17 protein-coding genes are annotated in these 21,950 nt (G+C 39.2%); 9 read left to right on the forward strand and 8 right to left on the reverse strand.

Annotated features, from left to right (window positions below):
- Nucleotides 1–60: 60 nt before the first annotated feature.
- From A4245_RS10620 to A4245_RS10630, 3 genes are all read right to left on the reverse strand, one after another.
- On the reverse strand, nucleotides 61–1,602 hold the full coding sequence (locus A4245_RS10620) for a flotillin family protein (RefSeq protein WP_067727712.1): 1,542 nt from the start codon (nucleotides 1,600–1,602) through the stop codon (nucleotides 61–63).
- A gap of 55 nt (nucleotides 1,603–1,657) precedes the next feature.
- Nucleotides 1,658–2,203 (reverse strand): NfeD family membrane protein, encoded by a 546-nt coding sequence (locus tag A4245_RS10625; RefSeq protein ID WP_067727713.1) that lies wholly within the window; start codon nucleotides 2,201–2,203, stop codon nucleotides 1,658–1,660.
- Between the two features lie 419 nt (nucleotides 2,204–2,622).
- The gene (locus A4245_RS10630; protein WP_067727714.1) at nucleotides 2,623–3,999 is read right to left on the reverse strand and encodes a sigma-54 interaction domain-containing protein; all 1,377 of its coding nucleotides are present in this window, start codon (nucleotides 3,997–3,999) and stop codon (nucleotides 2,623–2,625) included.
- 267 nt (nucleotides 4,000–4,266) lie between these two features.
- On the opposite strand from A4245_RS10630, the gene pruA reads away from it, so the two are divergent.
- Both pruA and A4245_RS10640 read left to right on the forward strand, forming a co-directional pair.
- Nucleotides 4,267–5,814 carry an L-glutamate gamma-semialdehyde dehydrogenase gene (gene pruA, locus A4245_RS10635; protein WP_067727715.1) on the forward strand — a complete coding sequence of 516 codons (1,548 nt, stop codon included), beginning with the start codon at nucleotides 4,267–4,269 and terminating at the stop codon, nucleotides 5,812–5,814.
- Nucleotides 5,815–5,927: 113 nt separating this feature from the next.
- Entirely contained in the window at nucleotides 5,928–6,941 is a 1,014-nt protein-coding gene (locus A4245_RS10640; RefSeq protein ID WP_067727754.1) for a proline dehydrogenase family protein, read from the forward strand.
- A gap of 112 nt (nucleotides 6,942–7,053) precedes the next feature.
- Here the strand turns inward: A4245_RS10640 and A4245_RS10645 are convergent, their stop codons facing one another.
- Both A4245_RS10645 and A4245_RS10650 read right to left on the reverse strand, forming a co-directional pair.
- A complete protein-coding gene (locus tag A4245_RS10645; RefSeq protein WP_067727716.1) occupies nucleotides 7,054–8,007 on the reverse strand; it encodes an ABC transporter permease in 954 nt (317 codons plus the stop codon).
- On the reverse strand, nucleotides 8,000–8,920 hold the full coding sequence (locus A4245_RS10650; protein WP_067727717.1) for an ABC transporter ATP-binding protein: 921 nt from the start codon (nucleotides 8,918–8,920) through the stop codon (nucleotides 8,000–8,002). The genes A4245_RS10645 and A4245_RS10650 overlap by 8 nt, the downstream gene beginning before the upstream one ends.
- A 285-nt stretch (nucleotides 8,921–9,205) precedes the next feature.
- Here A4245_RS10650 and A4245_RS10655 point away from each other — a divergent pair, with 285 nt between their 5' ends.
- Nucleotides 9,206–9,709, forward strand: a complete 504-nt coding sequence (locus tag A4245_RS10655) for a hypothetical protein (RefSeq protein WP_067727718.1) — start codon at nucleotides 9,206–9,208, stop codon at nucleotides 9,707–9,709.
- Between the two features lie 285 nt (nucleotides 9,710–9,994).
- Here the strand turns inward: A4245_RS10655 and A4245_RS10660 are convergent, their stop codons facing one another.
- On the reverse strand, nucleotides 9,995–10,333 hold the full coding sequence (locus tag A4245_RS10660; protein ID WP_067727719.1) for a DUF4363 family protein: 339 nt from the start codon (nucleotides 10,331–10,333) through the stop codon (nucleotides 9,995–9,997).
- A gap of 87 nt (nucleotides 10,334–10,420) precedes the next feature.
- On the opposite strand from A4245_RS10660, the gene A4245_RS10665 reads away from it, so the two are divergent.
- From A4245_RS10665 to A4245_RS10680, 4 genes are all read left to right on the forward strand, one after another.
- The gene (locus A4245_RS10665; RefSeq protein ID WP_084268768.1) at nucleotides 10,421–11,176 is read left to right on the forward strand and encodes a YetF domain-containing protein; all 756 of its coding nucleotides are present in this window, start codon (nucleotides 10,421–10,423) and stop codon (nucleotides 11,174–11,176) included.
- A 219-nt stretch (nucleotides 11,177–11,395) separates the two neighbouring features.
- Nucleotides 11,396–12,205, forward strand: coding sequence for a DUF6612 family protein (locus A4245_RS10670; RefSeq protein WP_067727720.1), 810 nt, complete (start codon nucleotides 11,396–11,398; stop codon nucleotides 12,203–12,205).
- A 258-nt stretch (nucleotides 12,206–12,463) separates the two neighbouring features.
- On the forward strand, nucleotides 12,464–13,267 hold the full coding sequence (locus tag A4245_RS10675) for an N-acyl homoserine lactonase family protein (protein ID WP_067727721.1): 804 nt from the start codon (nucleotides 12,464–12,466) through the stop codon (nucleotides 13,265–13,267).
- Between the two features lie 430 nt (nucleotides 13,268–13,697).
- On the forward strand, nucleotides 13,698–15,308 hold the full coding sequence (locus tag A4245_RS10680; RefSeq protein WP_067727722.1) for a M20/M25/M40 family metallo-hydrolase: 1,611 nt from the start codon (nucleotides 13,698–13,700) through the stop codon (nucleotides 15,306–15,308).
- A gap of 167 nt (nucleotides 15,309–15,475) precedes the next feature.
- On the opposite strand, the gene A4245_RS10685 is transcribed toward A4245_RS10680, so the two are convergent.
- Nucleotides 15,476–17,437 (reverse strand): TRAP transporter permease, encoded by a 1,962-nt coding sequence (locus A4245_RS10685; protein WP_067727723.1) that lies wholly within the window; start codon nucleotides 17,435–17,437, stop codon nucleotides 15,476–15,478.
- 142 nt (nucleotides 17,438–17,579) lie between these two features.
- Nucleotides 17,580–18,575, reverse strand: a complete 996-nt coding sequence (locus A4245_RS10690) for a TAXI family TRAP transporter solute-binding subunit (RefSeq protein WP_067727724.1) — start codon at nucleotides 18,573–18,575, stop codon at nucleotides 17,580–17,582.
- Nucleotides 18,576–18,910: 335 nt separating this feature from the next.
- Between A4245_RS10690 and A4245_RS10695 the strand changes: the two genes are divergently transcribed.
- Together A4245_RS10695 and A4245_RS10700 are read left to right on the forward strand one after the other, a co-directional pair.
- Entirely contained in the window at nucleotides 18,911–20,092 is a 1,182-nt protein-coding gene (locus tag A4245_RS10695; RefSeq protein WP_067727725.1) for an LL-diaminopimelate aminotransferase, read from the forward strand.
- Nucleotides 20,089–21,738 carry a thiamine pyrophosphate-dependent enzyme gene (locus A4245_RS10700; RefSeq protein WP_067727726.1) on the forward strand — a complete coding sequence of 550 codons (1,650 nt, stop codon included), beginning with the start codon at nucleotides 20,089–20,091 and terminating at the stop codon, nucleotides 21,736–21,738. The genes A4245_RS10695 and A4245_RS10700 overlap by 4 nt, the downstream gene beginning before the upstream one ends.
- The last annotated feature ends 212 nt before the right edge of the window (nucleotides 21,739–21,950 follow it).

The following is a 21,950-nucleotide window of genomic DNA, read 5'->3' on the forward strand; positions in this document are numbered from 1 at the left end:
TGACAGGCACTAAAAAAGGAACAATCTGATTGAATTCAGATTGTTCCTTTTCAGGTACTATTAGCTTTTTGATTCCACTTTGTCATTTTCTGATTTGCTGTCGTCGAGTTCGGCTTCGTACTTCAGACGGTCGATGTCTAGATTGTTTGGTTTCCCTGTTACATTTTCCAGCAGTTCTTTTACATCGATTCCAGAGGAGGCTTTCAAAGATTCCTGCAGGGTAGACATCAGATTTGTTGCATAGCCGGTTACTTTATTGGCACCACCTTCAGATCCGCTGCCACCAGTATCGACAACTGTAATTTTATCAATGTTGGCAAGTGGACTTGCAACTTCTTTTGCGTATTCAGGAAGCATTTTCATTACCATATCGAGTACAGCTGCTTCACCAAACTGATCAAATGCCTCGGCGATTTTTTCCTTCGCTTCTGCTTCTGCAAGACCTTTCAGGCGGATGATTTCTGCTTCGGATTCCCCTTGTGCTCTTGTAGAATCGGCTTGTGCAAGACCCGCGGCACGAACTTGCTCTGCTTCAGCTCTTGCTTCAGCCTCAATACGGTACTGATTCGCATCAGCTGAGGCAAGCTGTTTCGCTTTATCGGCGATGGCGGCCTGTTCTACTGCATAACGATCTGCATCGGCTTTCTTTTTAACCTCTGAATCGTATTGTTTCTCACGACGGAGAATCTCTTTTTCTTCCAATTCGATTTGCTTTTGACGCTCAATGATTCTGATTTGCATTTCCTGCTCGGTAACCTGTTGTTTCGCGCGAGCAGTTTCATAGTCATATGCCTGGTCGGCCCGTGCTTTAGCTATATCCTGTTCTCTGCGATATTCTGCCGTTTTTAACTGATTCTCTTTTTCCGCTTCGGCAATTTCAGTTGCTCGTTCCAATTCAGACTTTTGTGCTTCTTTGGCCGCTTCCGCACGTTTAATCCGTGTTTCTTTATCTGCTTCGGCGGTAGCTATATCTGCATCACGTTTTACTTGAGCAATACGCGGTTTACCGAGCGATTCAAGATAACCGTTTTTGTCCCGTACCTCTTTAATAGTGAAGGATACGATGACAAGGCCCATTTTTGCCAGATCCTGAGAAGCAACGCGCTGCACTTCCTGGGAAAACTTATCACGATTCTTATAAATTTCTTCCACCGTCATTGAGCCAAGAATCGAACGAAGATGACCTTCCAGTACTTCTTTCGCTTCGTTCTCACGGTCTTCTTTGGATTTACCTAAAAATTGTTCTGCTGCAGTCGCGATTTCGCCGATGGACCCACCAATTTTAATGATTGCTGTTCCATCCGCCATCACCGGGACTCCTTGCTCCGTATAGACTTCGGGAGTGGTTACCTCAAGCTTGCTGGATAACAGACTTAGGGGTTCTGCCTGCTGGAAAACCGGCAAGACAAAAGTACCTCCGCCCCGAATAATTTTAATTTTGTTGCCAGATTCATCCACATGAACATTTTTCCCGCCGAGATAGCTTCCAGTTACAATAAGCGCTTCATCAGGACCTGCAGTACGATATTTCGTAACAAAAACACCAATGAGTGCGATTAATAAAAATGCTGCAATTCCAATGACAATCCAAATTTCTGTCATTTTGTATCCCCCTTAAATTTATTTATTAAAAATACCTACCTTTTGATAAGTATTATTAACCAGAGTAGCTGTAATCCAAATTGTTTTCATAAGAGACAACGTATAAAACCCCGTTCTTCACTTCAATTACAAGCACTTGCTGCCCTTCTGGGAGGGGTTTGTTTTCATAGCTTGCAGCCGTTTTTGAAATCATACCACTTTTGTTTTCTATGACCATTTCACCAAAACCATCCTTTGGGACAGGGATGATAATTTTTCCTACTCGACCTTTTAATGACTCTTCTGTATAGCTCAGAGATTCTTCAGCAGATGACATCGGAGTAAGGACAAATACATGAAGAAGTGTATCCAGAATGGTGGCAATCAGGATGGAAATGATAATAATCGTGATATGTGGAAGGGAAGTGATGTATTCCAGCACGTACCCAGATGCAGAGAAGATTACAATAAATGCTAAAATCACTGCTGGATTCATGAAAAATACCGTTTCTCCAATTCCTTCCAAGATATCGCCAAAAAAGATATAAAGTACGGTCAGCAGTCCAGAAACAACCAGCATGATTAAGTAAAGGCTTTCCAATGGATAACCAAAAATTGTCATATGTATCAGTCCTTTATGTGATGTGTGAAAGGCCTTGTAGCTTATATACGGAATACCTATGTAAATGGTTCCAAAAAAGTCTAAAGATTTTTACGTTTCTATGAGAGCTTACATTTCTGTGGAAAATCAAATCATGGAGTGGGGAAAGATAGAAGCATTGGATTTTGGTCAAAATTCATACATATTAAATATATTCTAAATGTTTGATGATATCAACCGTATTTGAATATTGCATTTTAAATTTATGATCTAATAATATGGCGACACTATTTATCCATCTTAGAAAACTCGATTGTCAACAAGCCTTTTGGTGAAAACCTTAGTTGCACTTAAGCAGGTTGTCAAGTTTATACTTTTCTTCCTGACAAAAAAGGCACTTTATATGCAGTGCCTTTTACACAATAATCCCATTGATGTTTCTATAAATTGACGATCCCATACTTCTTCATTTTGGTATAGAGCGTTACTCTTGAAATACCTAATCTTTTTGCTGTTTCAGATTTGTTTCCATTCGTTTGATTGAGGGTTTTCTCAATGAGCTGCTTTTCTATATTTTCTTTTTCCTGTGGCAGGACATTATTCTTTTTAGTCTGCTGACTGGTATCATTGGGTGATAGACTGGGCAGGTAGCCTAACAGGTCTTGTTTGGTTATCTGTGATTTTTCAGTTAGGATGATAATTCGCTCCATCAAATTACGCAATTCCCTGATGTTCCCCGGCCAGTTATACTGCAGGAGCAAATGAATTGCATCTTTTTCCATTACAGGGATAGGTACCTGGTAGTGGGAGGCAAAATGTTTAAGGAACATCTCCGCCAATTCGTGTATATCGTCCATTCTGTCCCGAAGCGGCGGCATTGTTACTTGTATGACATTTAATCGATAATATAAGTCGGACCTGAATTTCTTTTCTTCCATTAATTGCTCAAGATTTTGATTCGTTGCTGCAATAAAGCGTACATTCACTTGTCGCCCTTTGGAATCTCCAATTCGGTATATGCTGTTTTCCTGTAAAACGCGGAGCAGCTTTACTTGCATCTCGAGGGGAAGCTCACCAACTTCATCAAGGAAAATCGTGCCGCCATCTGCCATTTCAATTTTCCCTGCTTTCCCTTTTTTCTCGGCACCAGTGAATGATCCACCCTCATATCCGAATAGTTCACTTTCAAATAATGCTTCGGGAATAGCACCGCAATTTACAGGAATGAATGGGCCGCTGTTGCGGTCGCTTGCTTCATGTATGGCGCGTGCGCAAATTTCTTTTCCTGTGCCGCTCTCTCCCAGAATTAATGTTGTTGCATCTGTTTTTGCCGCTTTACGGGCAATATTAATTGTCTGCTGCAATGGTAGGCTTTTTCCTGTCAATTTGGAGAAAGGAGTTTCTTCCATATTTGTATATACCTTTTGCCTTAATTCATGTAGTTCTGCAGAGGTCGTTTCCAGATTATCATTTAATTTTACAATCTGTGAAATATCCCTTTCCACAGATAATGCCCCAATTAATTGATCCGTCTCATCGAAGATAGGAACAGCATTAACGACTACATGCTTATCTTTACGAGGTCGGTGATAGGCATTTTTAACAGGCTCTTTTGTCTCAAGTACTTTCAATACCATTAAATCATCGTTATGAAAAAATGCGTTTATTGGTTTATGAATGATATCAGCTAGCTTAATATTGTACGTTTGAACAGCTGCATCATTCCAGAAAATGACTTCCATTTTACTATTTACAATTGTAATTGCATCATCTTCCGCAGCTAAAACAGCTTCCAAATAAAATAAATGATTAAGCATTATCTTCACCCCGCGATGTGTTAAACCATTGTAAGTATCATTGTATAGTTATTTAACAATATTGTAAATATACTTTACATCTGTTTTCAGATTACTTGTTCGATTTCTTCTATTTAGATATTAAAGAATTAAAGATTTTTCGTTGGTGACAAGAGTTTTAAAGGTTTTGATGTATGTTGGATTTAAGTTGGCACGAGTTTTGCTAATTATAATGGTGAAGGGTTATATCCCTAATTATTTTACTACAATCCCAAGGAGGTTTTTATATTGGTACTGCCATTTAAACACGAACCATTTACAGATTTTACCGAGGAGACAAATATTAAAGAATTTGAAGCGGCTCTAGAATTGGTTAAAGGTCAACTAGGCAAGGAATACCCATTGGTGATTAATGGAGAGAAGATCTTTACGGATGATAAACTTGTTTCCGTCAGCCCATCCGATAAGGAACAGGTAGTAGGTAAAGTATCAAAAGCAACTAAGCAGCATGTCGATCAGGCATTTGATTCGGCAGTGGAAGCTTTTAAAACCTGGAAAAAATGGACAGCGAAAGAACGTGCTGATGTTCTTTACCGTGCAGCAGCCATTGTTCGCCGTCGCAAACATGAATTCTCGGCATGGCTCGTCTACGATGCGGGAAAACCGTGGAACCAGGCAGACGGTGACACTGCAGAGGGCATCGATTTTCTGGAATATTACGCACGGCAAATGATCGAGTTAAGTCAAGGTAAGAAATTGGTGGACCATGAAGCAGAACATAATGACTACTTCTATCAGCCAATGGGTCCTGGAGTGACGATTCCACCATGGAACTTTGCATTTGCCATTGTGGTTGGTACGGTTGCAGCTCCAATTGTGGCGGGTAATCCGGTACTCTTGAAGCCATCTGAAAATACACCGGTTATTGCCTATAAAATGGTTGAAGTGCTGGAAGAAGCAGGTTTGCCAAAAGGTGTTCTCAATTTTGTTCCTGGAGATCCAGCTGAAATCGGTGACTATCTTGTGGATCATAAAGAAACTCACTTTATCAATTTTACCGGTTCACGCGAAACTGGCACACGCATTCTTGAAAGAGCTGCAAAAGTTCAGGAAGGACAACAACATCTTAAACGTGTCGTAGCCGAGATGGGTGGCAAAGATACAATTATTGTCGATAATGATGCAGATCTCGATTTGGCAGCAGATGCGATTGTGAACTCCGCATTCGGTTTCTCTGGTCAGAAATGTTCAGCTTGCTCAAGAGCAGTCATTCATAAAGATGTATACGATGAAGTTCTTGAGAAGTCAATCGAATTGACAAAGGAACTGACAATGGGTAACCCATCTGAAGAAAACTATTATATGGGTGCGGTCGTCAATCAGAAGCAATTCGATAAAATAAAAGAGTATATTGAGATAGGCAAGAACGAAGGGGAATTAGTTTACGGTGGGGACGCTGACGATTCCAAAGGTTTCTTTATTTCTCCAACTATTTTCACAGATCTTGATCCTAAGGCAAGAATCATGCAGGAGGAAATTTTTGGACCTGTTGTTGGATTTGCAAAAGCTGAGAATTTCGATGAATTACTTGAAATTGCCAATAACACAGAATACGGTCTTACAGGTGCAGTTATTTCGAATAATCGGGAGCATTTGAATCGCGCGCGTCATGACTTTCACGTAGGAAATCTATATTTCAACCGTGGTTGTACGGCAGCCATTGTCGGCTACCAGCCATTTGGTGGTTTCAAAATGTCGGGTACGGATTCAAAAGCTGGTGGCCCAGATTATCTGCAGCATTTCCTGGAAGCGAAAGTTGTTTCCGAAACATTTTAGTTTTAAATGATCTCGCGGCAAGTATTGTTGCTTGCCGCGAAGGTAAACTGATTTTTAATTTACGAAATGTGATTGGAGTGGAAGGGATGTCACATTTTAAAGGGGAAACTGACATGACAAACCTAACGAGAGATTTTTTTATCGGTTTATCAAATAACAAATTGTTAAATAGTAATGCAAAAAAATGGGGGTTCCGTTTAGGGGCAGATAAATTTGTCGCAGGCACGAATATTGAAACTGTAATTGAAACGATCAAAGAGCTGAACAGCCGTAATATTTGCGGTACTCTTGATAATCTTGGGGAGTTTGTGTCCGACAGAATGGAAGCAACCACTGCAAAAATGGAAATAATCGGGATTTTAAATAAGATCCATGAAGAAAATCTTGACTGCCATATATCGTTAAAGCTTACTCAGCTTGGATTGGATATTGATCATGATTTTTGCATGGAGAATATGAGGGAAATTCTGGAAATTGCAGCTGATTATAATATATTCATTAATATTGATATGGAAAAATATATTCACTATGACAAGACACTGGAAGTATTAAAGATTTTGCGTCGCCAGTACAGTAACGTCGGGACAGTCATTCAGTCCTACCTTTACCGTGCAGAGGATGATCTTAAAGAATTGAAAGATGTAAGGATCCGGCTTGTAAAGGGGGCTTATAAAGAAAGCGCTTCCGTTGCCTATCAGTCTAAGGAAGATATTGATCGTAATTTTATTAAACTGGCTAAACAACGCCTGCTCGGGGATGCGTTCACTTCCATTGCAACCCATGACCATCATATTATTCAAATACTAAAGGACTTTGTCAGAGAGAATAATATTAACAGGGATAAGTTTGAATTCCAGATGCTTTATGGTTTTCGGACAGAGATGCATTATGATTTGGCTAATGAAGGATATAATTTTTGTACCTATATTCCGTTTGGAAGCGATTGGTTCGGATACTTTATGCGCCGGTTGGCAGAACGTCCGCAAAATATGAATCTGGTTTTCAAAGATGTGTTTTACAGCAAAGATAATAAACTAAAGAAAGAACCGATTATACTTGGTACCTTGGCAGTGACCTCCGTATTGGTCTGGAAAAAAAAGAAAAACAGAAAAGAAAAAATTGGCTGATGCCCACCAGCGTAACAAGCACAGTGGTTTTGGAAATATATATTAAAAACAAAGCGACACCTGCTTAGGCAAGTAGTCGCTTTTGAAAATTTATTGGTAATTCATTTTACACTCAATGCCCCGCTACATCTCGCTTCGTAAAAAATATCCAGGATAACATCAAAAACAGCACATAATAAATCAACAGTACCGTAATGGAGAACCCCAATGTCATTCCTTCTATCCACGGTGTATTTCCGTTGAAATATAGGCTTAAATCTGTATTTGCAAAGAGGATATACTTTGCCCACGAACGTTCCATGAAAAAGAATACGATTTGGTTCCCTACCATCATGAAGAAAATGGCCGTTCCAATTGCCAGAGCACTATTGCGAAATACCGTCGAAATCATAAAGGCAAAGGTGGCCATCATTAGAAGCGTCACAAGCTGAAAACCATAGCCGGTAATAATTTCATTGATAACCGAAACATATTCAAACCCAGTATTTTTCTCCATTACGATATGTGGATTTATTCCCTCTACACCAAATAGAAGCGCTCCTACGACCCAGGAAAGCAGCAATACAAAGAGCAGGGTAAACAGAGAGAACAAGAGAACCGCACCATATTTGGAAGCGAGAATTTTCTCCCGGGAAATCGGGCGAATAAGTAAGAGCTTAATCGTTCCCCATCTGAACTCATTAGCTACGATACCTGCAGCGACGATAATCGTGAGCAGGCTGACAATTGATAAAAGCATTTCATTTTCCATAACGAACTGCCATGCACCATAGCCTGCTGGCTGAATGTCATTTTCCAGGTAATAATTATTCATTTCGATGGAACTTAAATTGAAATCCTGTAAGAATGGTTCTTCTTCCATTTCGTTTGTCAGTTCCTCATTCTCTTCCTGTAAGGTTTCCCGCCAAGTATCCGCTTCATATCCATCGTTCAGATCCCCGTACGTGTTTGCTAATATACCAAGACCAAGAATAATGACACCGAGTAACAGATACATGATCCATGTTGATTTTTGAATGTATATTTTGGCAATCTCATTATAAATCAGGCTGAAAAAGTTACTCAATTGTATTCTCTCCAATCAAATTAAAGAATTTATCTTCTAAGCTAGATTTGGCAATTTCAAGCTGGTAGATGGAAATATTGTATTCTACTAAAGTCCGAATCATAGCAGGAATCTTTTCTTTCTCACTTTGGAAATGTAACTTTCCATCTGTTTCCATTGCAGTAATTCCATGATGTGTCTGTAATAGTTCCATAGCTTCGTTCATTGGAGTGACTTCCATTTGTACCTGTTTCAGTTTCTCTATGTCCGTTTTTTCATTCACCTGTTGGATAGCAACGAGTTCACCGTTTTTAATAACGCCTATCCGGTCACAAATCAACTCAATTTCGGATAAGAGATGACTGGAGATGATAACGGCCACATTCTTCTCTACGGCAAGCCGTCGGATATACATTCGAATTTCCCTTATTCCGGCTGGGTCAAGACCATTTGTTGGTTCATCAAGAATCAGTACGCTTGGGTTATGTAATAAGGCCTGGGCTATACCAAGACGCTGCCGCATTCCCAATGAATATCTGCCAACTTTTTCCTTCGCCGCTTTTTCCAGGCCGACAAGGCTAATGACTTCTTGTATACGTTGCTTTGATACCTCAGGAATCATACGGGCGTAATGGTTTAAATTTTGTATGCCGGTCATAAACGGATACATCTCGGGGTTCTCAACAATTGCTCCGACTTCCCGTACAGCTTCTATGTAGTCTGATTTAATACTCTTACCGAGAATGGTGACATCCCCTTCAGATAATTGCATTAGTCCAACCATCATTCGGATTGTCGTTGTTTTCCCGGCACCATTTGGTCCGATAAGCCCGAATACCTCCCCTTTATTGATGGTGAAAGATAACCCTTTAATAATTTCCTTCTTGCCAATCCTTTTTTTAACATCAATCAATTCCATCGCCGTTTCTGACATATTTCGATACCTCCATTATTAAACACTACCAATATATACGAATTACGTTTTTAAATGTTTCATAAATTTACGCATTTAACTGAAAAATAGGTTTTTCCATATTTTTTTGGTAGAAAGGTTTTTCGGGTAGATAATTATAAGAAGATAATGTCACGATGTTACTGTATTTCTGTTCAGGGAGCCAATTCGATCGTTTTTGATACACCAAATGTTTAACATATTGCACAACGGGAAATTAAACACTAACTTAACAAATAGCTTTTAAAATTGAAAGGAGTTTTTACATTGGATACAACTTTACAAAATCAGAAGAAAGCAAAAACAGGTTTAGTCGTTGCAGGAGTTCTTGCAAGTGCATCTCTTGTTCTGCTTAACAGCAATGCACGAACAAAAGTGAAGGATACATCAAGAACAATGAAGGACTCCGTAAACAAATATGCTACAACAATTAAAGAAGATCCTAATGGCACAAAGCAAGCACTGATTACACGTGTGCAGAATGCAACCGAAATTTCCAAAGAAGCGATTAATAAAATTCAGGCAATCTTGGATACACAAGCAAAAGATATCAAGGAAACGACAAAGAACGTTGCTGACGAATCCAAAGAAGTTTTATCTTCAGCTAAAGATGCACAGGGTAATTTAATGGAAGCCAAAGATAAAGCTCTGGAAGCGAAAGACGAACTGATTTCTGCTAAGGATGATGTTAAGTCTAATTCATCAGAAGATAATAACAATAAAACGGCAACAACTACAGATCATACAATTACAAAGACGCCAGTAAGCTAAGCAATTGAACAAAAGCGCAGAAACTCAATGCTAGCAAGGGACTGGAAAGCACATGGTTGTCGCGCTTGGAATATCCATTGCTTATGACAGGAGTTTCTAGGAACCGGAGCTGGACGTGGCCGTTTATATGTAATAATTAATTGCTGCCAAAATTTATACTTTCTTATGTTAGACAACTTGGCATGCGCCAAGCCTTATCGGCGAATGCCTTAATTGCCAAGGAAGGCTGCTTCAAATTCTAATTGATGGATTGAAGTAGCTTTTTAATTTGCCTTCAGCTTCCTTTTAAAGTGAAAAAATTCCTTCTAAATGAGCTTTAATGGTTACAAGTTCCATTCTTACATTTAATATGTCTTCTTCTTTTACAGCTGCCATCAGTTTATTGATACTTTCATCGATTCCTTCATATTCTCCTTCATCTCCAATTAATTGCAGTTTCCACTTGTTATCTTCATACATGAAGTTCAACTCTTCCGCCTGCGTTTCAATATATGTCCAGTCCGGTTGGTCAAGAGCTTTCTCAAATTGGTCAATATGATCGAAAAAGTAATGTCCTCCGACTTTATTCGTACACGCCGAAAGAAGGACCATTAAAAATAGATATGTCAGGACTTGCTTTTTCATTGTCGTAACCTCCGATATGTATGTTACATCTAGATTGTCCAATAATATAAAAAGGTTGCATCAAGATATATGAAGGGGCTCGCGGACATGTCAGAGATGGTATTAATTTTAATTCGCTCTATAAGTGCATTTCTATTATTATTGCTTATGGCCCGCATTATGGGAAAAAAGCAAATTTCACAGCTTACTTTTTTTGATTACTGTGTTGGAATTACAATAGGATCGATTGCCGCTACCATGTCAGTCGATCAAAATGTCAAAATTTCAAACGGATTGGTTTCGTTGATCATCTGGGGTCTATTTCCTATCATTCTGGCATATGGCGGCTTAAAATCGATAATATTTTCTAATATAACAGATGGCAAAGCAACAATTGTCATACAGAATGGGGAAGTACTTGAAGAAAATTTGAAAAAAAATACTATAACTGTCAATGAATTGATTTTATTATTACGAGAAAAAGGTGTTTTCAAATTTTCCGATGTTGAAATGGCGGTCCTTGAAACGAATGGGGATCTCAGCGTAATGCTCAAGACGGAGATGCAGCCGATAACACCTCATTCAATTGGTCTGAAACCGGAGCAGGAACATGCACCGAATATCCTGATTATGGACGGACAAATTCTTGAAAAAACACTTCAGAAGCTTGGCTACTCCAAAGGGTGGTTATTGGGAGAGGTTCAAAAGCAGGGAGCGAACGAGATTGAAGATGTCTTTGTAGCTCAACTGGATTCATATGGTAATGTATACGTCGATTTATATAATGAGAAAAGCAAGAAGCATACAGCAGAAGAAAGCCCCACTGCTGGCAGCAACATTAAAAAGAATCCAGGCAAACCTTGAAAGCATTTATTGCAAACCACACTTCCAATGTGAAGGAGCTTTATGCAGAACAGGCATCCAAATTGAAAAAGACATTTTCACTCCTGATGAAAATTACTTCTCAGTCACTTGCCTATGGAACTAGTAACTTTATTTCGAATCTTATATTTAGTTTTTTTGAAACTTTTACCATCCAATATCGTATAACTACCTGAAAATTAATTTTAGGAGGAATGTAAGATGAGGAAGTGGATGGTATTCTTTGTATTATTATTAACTGTAATTCTCGCCGCTTGCAGTAATGAAGATGCTGAGGGTGTGTTTACGAAAGCAATGGATGTTTCTGGGGAAATGGAGAGCGCCGAGGTAGATATGAACATTACACAAATTTTATCTACATCTGATGAGTCAATGGAGTTGGAAATGGAAAGCGATATGAAGGCAGAAATAATAATGGATCCGATTGCTATGTATCAAAAAGGTACGATGAATATGGAAATGGATGGATTCCCCATGGAAATGGATACAGAAATGTATATGACAGAAGATGGCCTATATACATATGATTCCATGTCACAAACATGGATGAAACTTGATAATGAGATGTATACAGACCTATCTAATCTGGCGCAGCAGGATCCTTCCGCACAACTTGAAATGATGGAGCCTTTCATGGATGATGTAGAATATGAGGAAAAAGATGATTCCTATATTTTTAGATTTGCAGGGGAAGGGGAAGCACTGAACGAATTTTCGGAAAGTGTAATTCAAGAATATTTGGATACTGAAATGTTTGCTGATCTCGGAGCAGATGTTAATGAGGTACTTGAAAGCATGACTGTCAACAAATTAAATTATGAGATGGAAATCGACAAAGAATCTTATGAAACGAAAACATTTTATATGGATCTTGATATGGCACTTTCCGCAGAAGGTGAAGAAATGTCAATTGCACAGCAAGTAAACGCCGTATACACTGGCATCAATACGATAGATTCCATTGAGGTTCCACAGGAAGTCCTCGATAATGCAACGGAGATGAGTTACTAATAGGAAGATTTTCCTCAAAGAAGACGGATGACTACACTAAAAGATACCTTTTTGAGTTGTATTTTCAAAGAAATACAACTCAAATTATATTAAAGTTGATCGATAAAATAACAAATAAAAATTGTATTTTATCATTAATAGTGACAAAGTTAGCTTTTTACTTAGATAAGGCGGAAAAGGAATGGTTTGTCCTTTATTTTTAATATAGTACTGTCATGTCATTTTATTTAGTGAATTTTTATTTATGTGGGGGTAATTATGAAAGTCCATATTATACATACTGGTAAAGTGTATATTGATAAAGCATTGGCTTATAATGAAAAAAATCTACATCCTATGCCATATACTGGTTGGTTAAGAGGTGAAGAAACAAAGATGTGGGTTCCTGTTTCATCTTATCTTATAGAGCACCCGAAAGGTCTTATTTTGGTTGATACCGGATGGCACGAAGAGATGAGGACCAATCAGAAAAAGCATCTGGGTCGTTTAGCATATTCTATGTACAGAGGAGAGCTTCCAGAGGGTGATTCAATAATGGATAAGTTGAACACTTTGGGTATAAAGAGTAATGACATTGACTTTGTTTTATTAACGCACCTACACTCTGACCATGTTAGTGGTCTGAAGCACCTACTAGATGCAAAAAAAATACTTACAAGTGAACTGGAATGGAAAGCAGCAAACAAAAAAATTGGCTATATAAAATCAATGTGGAAGGATGCTCCGATTAAAACGTTTGCATTAGAAGATGTGCCTTATGGTCCATTTAATAAAGGTCTTGATTTTTTTGGGGACGGAACTATATTCCTGATTCATACTCCAGGTCATACTGACGGAATGTTTTCTTTGCTGGTTAAAATGGACGAAGGCTGGTTATTGTTAGCTAGTGATGTCGGATATTCAAAAAAATCCTGGACACATATGATATTGCCTGGTGTTACAACTAACAAATCAAATGCAAGACAATCATTAAAATGGGTCAGGGACTTTTCCAGTAGAAAAGATTGTATACAAGCTATCGCAAATCACGATCCTGCTACAAAAGCTCAAGTCATTGAGTAATATGAATGGATAAAATAGAGTTATGTTAAATGAGATGTATCTTGAACTCTAAAAACCTCCTAAACAAGAAGAGGTGGGACAAAAGTGGTTTAGTTATAGAAAAAACCGAACTATGATTCTGAATTCTTTAGTTAGAATTCGAATAAGAGCGGATTTTTCTTCTTTATAAACTTTTTTATATTGAAATCATTTGCCTTTTGTCATGGGGCTTTTACTTATGTCCCAGCCTCTTAGTCTCATTTAACCATCTTTCACTTCAAAACAGTATCTATACTAAACAACCGGCTTCTTGTATCGAACCATAAATACTAAACATATAGTTAATAAACATATGTATATTCAGAATTCCACCTGTTATAATGGAAGGGGTTACATTATACTTTTTGCTTCCTTTGCACCAAAGGAAAATAGTGATGATAGGGGGATTTATATGAAAGAACTGAACTGGGATACTCCAGAAAAACTGCGCTCGTTACTGGATGAGATAGTCAGCTGGAAAAGCATGACATTATCAGAAGGAGAGAGGCAATTTCCTGCAAAGCTACATGCCAAGCTGCAAAGTCTTGCCTATTTTCAGAAGCATCCGGAGCATTTAACAACTCATGAAGCTGATTTGAGAAGAAAATTCTTAACAGCCTTTTATAAACATCCCGAAGCAAAAGAAACAATTTGCCTGATCAGTCATTTTGATACGGTAAATACAGAAGAGTATGGTGTTTTCGAGCCTTTGGCAACACAGCCTGAGGAGCTTACAAAGGTTCTTAGGGAAAAACTGGATGAAGTACAGGAAGATGTGCGTAAGGATATTGAATCAGGTGAATTTCTATTTGGCCGAGGTACAATGGATATGAAAATGGGGCTCGTCATGCACATGAGTCTGATTGAAAAAGCAAGTGTGGAGAGCTGGCCAATCAATCTCCTGTTGCTGACGGTACCTGATGAAGAAGTAAACTCTGCTGGAATGCGTTTTGCAGTTCCCGTATTGCTGGAACTTCAAAAGAAGCATCAATTTACATATAAACTATTTCTTAACAGTGAACCAACTTTTCGTCAGGATCCCACAGACAAGTCAAATTACTTGTATACAGGTTCAATTGGAAAACTGCTTGCTGCTTCTTTGTTTTATGGCAAAGAAACACATGCAGGTGAGCCGTTAAGCGGTATAACTTCTTCTTATATTTCGTCATTTATGACAAGGGAAATGGAATGGAATGACCTATTTCAAGAGACAGTTCTTGGAGAAACAACACCACTCCCGGTAACATTGCAGCAGACCGATTTACGGTTGCATTATTCGACTCAAACGCCATATCGTTCATCGGCATTGTATAATATTTTTCTTATGAAACATAGCGCTTCGGAAGCCTTCAATATTTTTAAAAAGGTAGCGGAAACCGCGGCTGAAAAGTGTAACGAGGCATATGAACATATTTGTAAAAAACATAACGTCGAACCGATTGGAAAGGTTAAAGTTATTCGCTATAAAGAGTTATTAGCATATGCTGCCAACAAGCTTGGTGAAGATTATATTAATGAAGTGAAGGCGGATATTCATTACAACGAGGCTTGGGATGATAGGGAAAAGTCGCTTCGCATTACAGATAAATTAATGATTCAATGTCAGGAACTTGCTCCTGCAATTATTGTATTGCTTACACCTCCATATTATCCTGCTGTTAATTCTTCAGGGAATAAGCTGATTGAGGACTGTACTTCTTTTATTGCAACGGTTGCACAGAATAAATTTAATTTGCCGATTAGACGAATTCATTACTTTAATGGAATTTGTGATCTTAGCTATGTAAACTATTCTGGATCGGCAGAGGGCTGGAATGCTTTTGAGGAAAACACACCTGTCTGGGGTGACAGCTATACTCTCCCGTTTAAGGAAATGCAAGAACTGAATGCACCAGTACTTAATGTTGGTCCATTTGGGTATGATGCACATAAAAGGACAGAGCGGCTGAATATCAAGAACGCATTTGAGGAGTTTCCTGTAATCATGGAAGAGTTAATTCATATGGTCAGTAAGACTGAGTAACATCCTGGATATGCAAACTTAATAGTTTAATGTTTTGGGATTATATTTCACTTCTTGTCAGCAATGGTATTAGAACAAATGGGGTCTTATCTGTAATAGGGTAAGCCCTTTTGTATCTGTTAAAAAAAGGGGCACAAAACTATTATGCCCCGATCGTGTTCCTCCATTTACATGCTAGCTTCTATCTTCCGTGTTCCTGTATCATCATCTTTCCTTTGGCGTTGGATATACCAGATTGCTAACATGATTAGTAAACCAGCAGAGCTGCTGATTAGGTTGGGTATGATCAGCATGATGCCAGCTGCAAATAATAGAATTCTTTCCGACGTATAGGAATTTGTGATAAGGTATCCGATCACAGAACTGCTGACTGCTGTCATTCCCAATATCGCTGTTGCTCCGGAAATAATTAGATTGACTGGAGTCACATCAACAAGTACAAGAATCGGATTATAGATAAAAATATACGGAATGATAAATGCAGCTACAGCAAGTTTCACTGCCGTTACTCCAGTTTTAAAAGGATTAGCTTTTGCAATCCCTGCTCCAGCATATGCGGCTAAACATACAGGGGGTGTAATATCGGCTATAATGCCGAAATAGAAAACAAACATGTGAGCAGCAATGGGGGCAACACCAAACTCGTTTATAAGAACAGGTGCAGCGACCGTAGCTGTAACAACATAATTGGCTGTTGTTGGTAATCCCATGCCTAGTATAATACAGGCAATCATTGTAAATATTAATGCAAAAATAAGATAGCCACCTGATAATGCAATAATACCTGCAGCAAACTTTGTGCCGAGCCCAGTAATGCTCACGACTCCTGCGATTATCCCTGCTGTACCGACTGCTGCAATAATTGGGAGGGCTACCCGGGCACCTTGTTCAAGGACGTGGATAAGTTGTTTGACATTCATTCGTGTGTCCTTTCGGGCCAGACTTACTAGAAAGGCTGCTGCAATTCCCATCAGGGCTGCTCTTTGTGGGGTAAACCCTGCCATAATTGTTCCTATAATGACAAACAATGGTAAAAGCATATAACCATTTTTTATCATTAATTTACGAAAACTGGGTAATTCAGAGGCCGGTAAGCCAAGTATATGCAGCTTTTTTGCTTCAAAATGCGTACCAATAAAGATTCCGGTGAAATATAGGATTGCCGGAACTAGAGCTGCCAACATGATGGTACTGTAGGATACACCCAAATATTCCATCATGATAAATGCTGCCGCACCCATAAGAGGAGGCATAACCTGTCCGCCTGTTGATGCTGATGCTTCCGTTGCAGCAGAAAACTCCGGTTTAAATCCTGCTTTTTTCATCATCGGAATGGTGAAAGACCCGGAAGCAACCGTGTTTCCAACCGAACTCCCAGAGACCATCCCTTGTAATGCACTAGCGGCAACAGCTGCTTTTGCAGTCCCTCCAGTAAACCTGCCAGTTAATGCAAAGGCTAAATCATTAAAGAACTTACCAATTTGTGTATGCACTAAAATAACTCCAAAGAAGAGAAACAGAAAAATGAATTTTGCTGAAATCTGGATAGGCGTTCCGAAAACGCCGCTTTCTTTAAACCATAAATCTGTTGCGATACGGTTTACTGAAAAACCAGGATGAGACAGAACTTGAGTAGGTATCATGTTACCAAATAGAGTGTATAAAATGGCAATGCTTGCTACAATCACAATCGGCAATCCAACTGTTCGACGCGTAGCTTCCAACAATAATAGAATACCGAGAATAGAAACGATGACATCTAATGGACCATAACCTGAAATTCGGCTTTGGAGAATTGAATCGAAGAATATAATTTTATGATAGGTCACATACATTGCCGTAAAGGCTAATACGACATCATACCATGGAACTGATCTTTGTTTTTTTTGCCAACCCATTTTAGCAGGGAAAAGCAGGAAAATAATCCCTAGGGCTGTACCTAAGTGAATTGCACCTTGTTGCTGAGATGGAAGTGTCCCATAATAACCGGTGTATAAATGAAAAAGAGTTAAAGCGATCCCGAGAAATGTGACGACCCACGCCCAATTGCCGATATTTGTCCGATAATTGTTTTCTCTATCATATTTTTCAAGTATTTCATTCATATCAGTCTGCTTATTTTCTTTCATCCAATCACCCTTTGTAATAAAGTCATATTTTCAAAAGCCGGGCTCATCAAGTTCATGTGGTCGATAAATGGAGGAAAAGGCCCCCTCAACTTGAAATCGGGGGCCCCTTATGAATTGTTCTTCTTTTTAAACAATATGGAGATTATTTCAGCTCATCCAAGCTTTCGATTCCACTATTTTCACGTGTGACGATTTGAACGACCTCTGGATAAATATGACCGATGAACGCTGCGTTGGTTACTTGATTTCCTTCAAAGTCTCCCTCGCCGTTTATCGCATCAAGTGCTGGAACATGCACCGTCATTCCGAGATCCATATTGCCATCACGAATACTGGATAAGTTTTCAACCGAAGCACCTGTCTCGGTATTCGTAATGTTTAAACCATCAATATTATTTTTCCAAATTGTGGCCATCTCACCACCAAGCGGATAATAGGTGCCGCCTTGACTGCCGGTTCCCAAAATAAGATCATTTTTAATTTCACTGACGTTCAGTTCTGCGACAGGATTATCAACAGTCAGTCCTTGTTCTTCATAATAACGCTTTGCACCGGGATGAATTGGTAAATCTTCTGCACCTTTAAGGGCATTTTCCAATGTCATATGTTCCGATTGGGCATGTGTGTTTTCACTGGCGTTTTCTACCATGCTTTTAGCAAGCTCATATCCCAATTCTTCACTGATTGTGTCTGTATTCCCCATTAAAACAGCATATGCTGTAACTGTTTCTATATCCGAATCCAGAAAGTCATACATGTCTTGTGGGATGGTGTAGCGTAAATATCCGCTATTTTCTTCAATGTAGGCAATTGCATCATCAGAAAGGCTTAGCATCTTTACATCACCCGCTGAAGCTTGCAGGCTTTCGATGCTTCCTGCAGGCAGTCCAAGTATTCCAATCGATATGTCAATATTACCATCCTGTACACCATCGGCAGCATCACCAAATCCTTCCTGGTATGCATTATAATCATCGTCCCCAATACCATAGGCTGCCAAAATCAATTTAGAAACAGAATTCGTTTCACTTGCCGGTGGGCCGATTGCAATGTTTTTCCCGCCTCCACCACAAGCAGAAAGGACTGTAATCATCATTAAACCAAAAACTGCAAATCCAAATAATTTCTTGATTCTCATTTTAATTGCCCCCTCGTATAATAAAAATAGTCAATAATTGGATCCTGCATTTGGCATAGAGAAAGGAGTAGTGCTTCAAGGTTAGTAACTTATTTAGGAAATGATACTTTGCGCGTTAATGGTATCAAATTTCTAAATATTATTAATTATGTAATAATAATACAATTGTAATCAGTGGAAGTCAATTACATATAGCTTTTTCTAAATGGATTTATTTTTGGCTAAGATGTTTTAAGATTAAATATTCTAATTATTGCAATTTTATTTGTGGGCATCTATACTAACTGTAATTAAATAAAGTGCGAATTCCTATGAAATATAAAGGGGAGATGGGTATGCCTTTTGTTTCCGATAAAGTGAAAAATTTACCGCCCTATTTGTTTTCAGAATTTCAACGGGAGAAGAAGAAACTTGAAGATAAGGGAGTGGATGTTATCGATTTAGGCATAGGGGCTCCGGACTTGCCTGCTCCTGATTTTATCTATGACAAATTAATGCACGAAGCCAGAAAACCGGAGAATCATCGGTACTCTGCCTATAGTGGATGTCTTGAATTTAGAGAGGCAATCGCTCATTTTTATAAACGCAGCCATGGGGTTGACCTTGATCCGGAAACAGAGGTTTTAGCGCTGATAGGGTCTAAAGAAGGGATTCATAACTTTGCTCAGTCAGTCATCAACCCTGGAGATAGTGCTATATTGCCGGATCCAGGCTATCCTGTATACCGTACTGCAGTCCATCTGGCAGGTGGCAAAAGTGTACTATTACCATTAGATGCCGAAAATGGGTATACCCCGTTATTTAATAACTTAACGGAAGATGAAAGAAAACGTGCTAAGTTAATGTTTTTAAACTATCCAAGTAACCCAACAGCCGCTACGATTGAATTAAATACATTCTCAGAAGCAATCAGCTTTGCTAGTGAAAATAATATGGTTATTGCTAACGATGCTGCCTATAGTCTTGTGACATATGACGATTATAAATCTCCAAGTATTTTGGAAGCACCGAATGCAAAAGACGTAGCAGTAGAATTTGGATCACTATCCAAGAGCTTTAATATGGCAGGATGGAGAATAGGTTTTGTCGTTGGTAATAAGGTAATGATCCATGCATTAGCTACATTAAAAAGCAACATTGATACGAGCCAGTTCCTGCCTGTTCAAAAAGCAGCCGCTTACGCGTTGAGAAGTGATCTTTCCGTTGTTAAAGCGAATAACCGCATCTATAAAGAACGGATGGAAAAGTTATATGCTGCTCTCGCAGAGGTCGGTATTGTTGCTGAAAAACCAAAAGGTACATTGTTTATTTGGGCACAAATACCGGGTGATTACAGCTCTCTTTCTTTTTCTGCTAAACTATTGGATGAAGCAGGAATTATCGTTACACCTGGTACGGCTTTTGGGCCGGCGGGAGAAGGATTTATTCGAATAGCATTAACGGTATCTACCGACCGATTGGATGAAGTTATCAGGCGGTTGAAGAAGCTTGATTTACAAGGAGGAAAAAACGGATGAATACAGTTCCGTTAACCGCAGCCCAAGCAATTGTGGAATGTATGAAAAGAGAACGTGTAGAGCAAGTCTTTTGTGTCCCGGGAGAAAGTTATTTGCCAGTTCTGGATGTATTGCACGATGAACCTTCCATTCATGTGATAGCAAATAGACATGAAGGTGGGGCAGCATTTATGGCGGAAGGCTATGCGAAGTGCAGTTTAAAGCCAGGTGTCGTTTTTGCTACCAGAGCAGTCGGAGCGACAAATTTATCCATTGGTGTACATACCGCTTATCAGGATTCAACACCAATGGTTGTCTTTTTAGGTCAGGTGCATCGAAAATTTAGAGGAAGAGAAGGATTTCAAGAGGTTGATCTGGATCGTCTTTTTCAGCATATTGCAAAATGGTCTGTTGAGATAAATGATGCAGAACGTATACCCGAGATTGTGCAACGTGCTTTTCGAGTGGCACAAACCGGGAGGCCTGGACCGGTCGTTATATCCCTTCCTGAAGATATACTTCCCGAAAGAGCGGTAATGCAGTTTGGTCCGCTAATGGAAAAGCCAAGGCCAGCTCCATCACACAATGAAATCACGAAGGTAGCTTCGATTCTTAAAGCAGCAAAACGACCACTGATCATAGCCGGGGGCGGCGTCAAAAGTGCAGAGGCAGAGGAACTGCTTGTACAGTTTGCCGGAAAATTCACATTACCTGTAATCGCTGCTTTTCGCCGTCAGGATGCCTTTCCGAACAATCATGCATTATACACAGGACATCTCGGTCTTTCTACGAACAAGGAAATCCTGCAAACCGTTGAAGAAGCGGATGTGATCATTGCACTGGGTACGAGACTTTCGGAAGTGACGACCCAGGATTATACGATTCTATCTAGTGATAAAAAACTGATTCATATTGATATAGATTATGGAACGATTGGAAAGGTTTATGCGCCGGATATTGGAATTATTGCTGATTTAGCGGAAGCTTTACAAGTGCTCTATCAAATGGAAATTGATGTCACCTGGAAAAGCTGGGCAATAAAGAGACGACAGGCTTTCAGCAAGGTCAGTAGCTTGGAAGTTTCAGCGACTGATGTCATTAATAAGCAAGTAATTGCCATGCTGGTTGAAAAACTCCCAACTGATACGCTATTGACCACAGATGCCGGCAATTTTGCCGGATGGCTTCACTCCTTTTACCCCTTCCAAGAAAAACATACATTTGTCGGGCCTACTTCAGGGGCGATGGGATACGGCATGCCTGCAGCACTCGGAGCCAAATTGTCCTTCCCGAATAAAACGGTCGTTTCCCTTTCAGGTGATGGAGGGTTCATGATGACTGCACAAGAATTGGAAACAGCTGTCAGATATAATATACCAATCATAAGTCTTGTTTTTAATAATCGTATGTATGGTACCATTCGAATGTACCAGGAAATGCATTTTCCACAAAAGGTAATGGCGACTGATTTAGGGGTAGTTTCTTTCAAGGATCTCGCACAAAGTGTTGGTGCAGATGGGTATGTAGTAAATTCAATAGAAACCTTTGAAACAGCGCTGGAACAAACATTACTGAAGCAGCACCCTACAGTAATAGAAATAATTACAAATAAAGAGGATATTTCTGTTTCATCAACCATATCTGGCATCCGCAGAAAAAATAGCTGATTAAAAGACATCCTTCTGTTGCTTAAGGATGTAGGTTTTATCCAATATAAGAAGTTTGATGAAATGAATCAGAGCGTATATAATTGGCGCTTAAGCAATGGAACTTCAGTAGGGCGGGACCACTGAAAAACGATCTGTATTCATTAGTCTCGTAGACTGTCAATATTTGTGCCCCCAGTTATGAAATTTTTCTTAGGATATAAGGTGAAAGA

This window comes from Oceanobacillus damuensis, assembly GCF_001618145.1.
GTDB lineage: Bacteria > Bacillota > Bacilli > Bacillales > Amphibacillaceae > Oceanobacillus > Oceanobacillus damuensis.

Coding starts and splice junctions, on each gene's coding strand:
- A4245_RS10620 (WP_067727712.1), bottom strand. CDS start 1,602: ATGACAGAAATTTGGATTGTCATTGGAATTGCAGCATTTTTATTAATC.
- A4245_RS10625 (WP_067727713.1), bottom strand. CDS start 2,203: ATGACAATTTTTGGTTATCCATTGGAAAGCCTTTACTTAATCATGCTG.
- A4245_RS10630 (WP_067727714.1), bottom strand. CDS start 3,999: ATGCTTAATCATTTATTTTATTTGGAAGCTGTTTTAGCTGCGGAAGAT.
- A4245_RS10640 (WP_067727754.1), top strand. CDS start 5,928: ATGACAAACCTAACGAGAGATTTTTTTATCGGTTTATCAAATAACAAA.
- A4245_RS10650 (WP_067727717.1), bottom strand. CDS start 8,920: ATGTCAGAAACGGCGATGGAATTGATTGATGTTAAAAAAAGGATTGGC.
- A4245_RS10660 (WP_067727719.1), bottom strand. CDS start 10,333: ATGAAAAAGCAAGTCCTGACATATCTATTTTTAATGGTCCTTCTTTCG.
- A4245_RS10665 (WP_084268768.1), top strand. CDS start 10,421: ATGTCAGAGATGGTATTAATTTTAATTCGCTCTATAAGTGCATTTCTA.
- A4245_RS10670 (WP_067727720.1), top strand. CDS start 11,396: ATGAGGAAGTGGATGGTATTCTTTGTATTATTATTAACTGTAATTCTC.
- A4245_RS10675 (WP_067727721.1), top strand. CDS start 12,464: ATGAAAGTCCATATTATACATACTGGTAAAGTGTATATTGATAAAGCA.
- A4245_RS10680 (WP_067727722.1), top strand. CDS start 13,698: ATGAAAGAACTGAACTGGGATACTCCAGAAAAACTGCGCTCGTTACTG.
- A4245_RS10685 (WP_067727723.1), bottom strand. CDS start 17,437: ATGAAAGAAAATAAGCAGACTGATATGAATGAAATACTTGAAAAATAT.
- A4245_RS10690 (WP_067727724.1), bottom strand. CDS start 18,575: ATGAGAATCAAGAAATTATTTGGATTTGCAGTTTTTGGTTTAATGATG.
- A4245_RS10695 (WP_067727725.1), top strand. CDS start 18,911: ATGCCTTTTGTTTCCGATAAAGTGAAAAATTTACCGCCCTATTTGTTT.
- A4245_RS10700 (WP_067727726.1), top strand. CDS start 20,089: ATGAATACAGTTCCGTTAACCGCAGCCCAAGCAATTGTGGAATGTATG.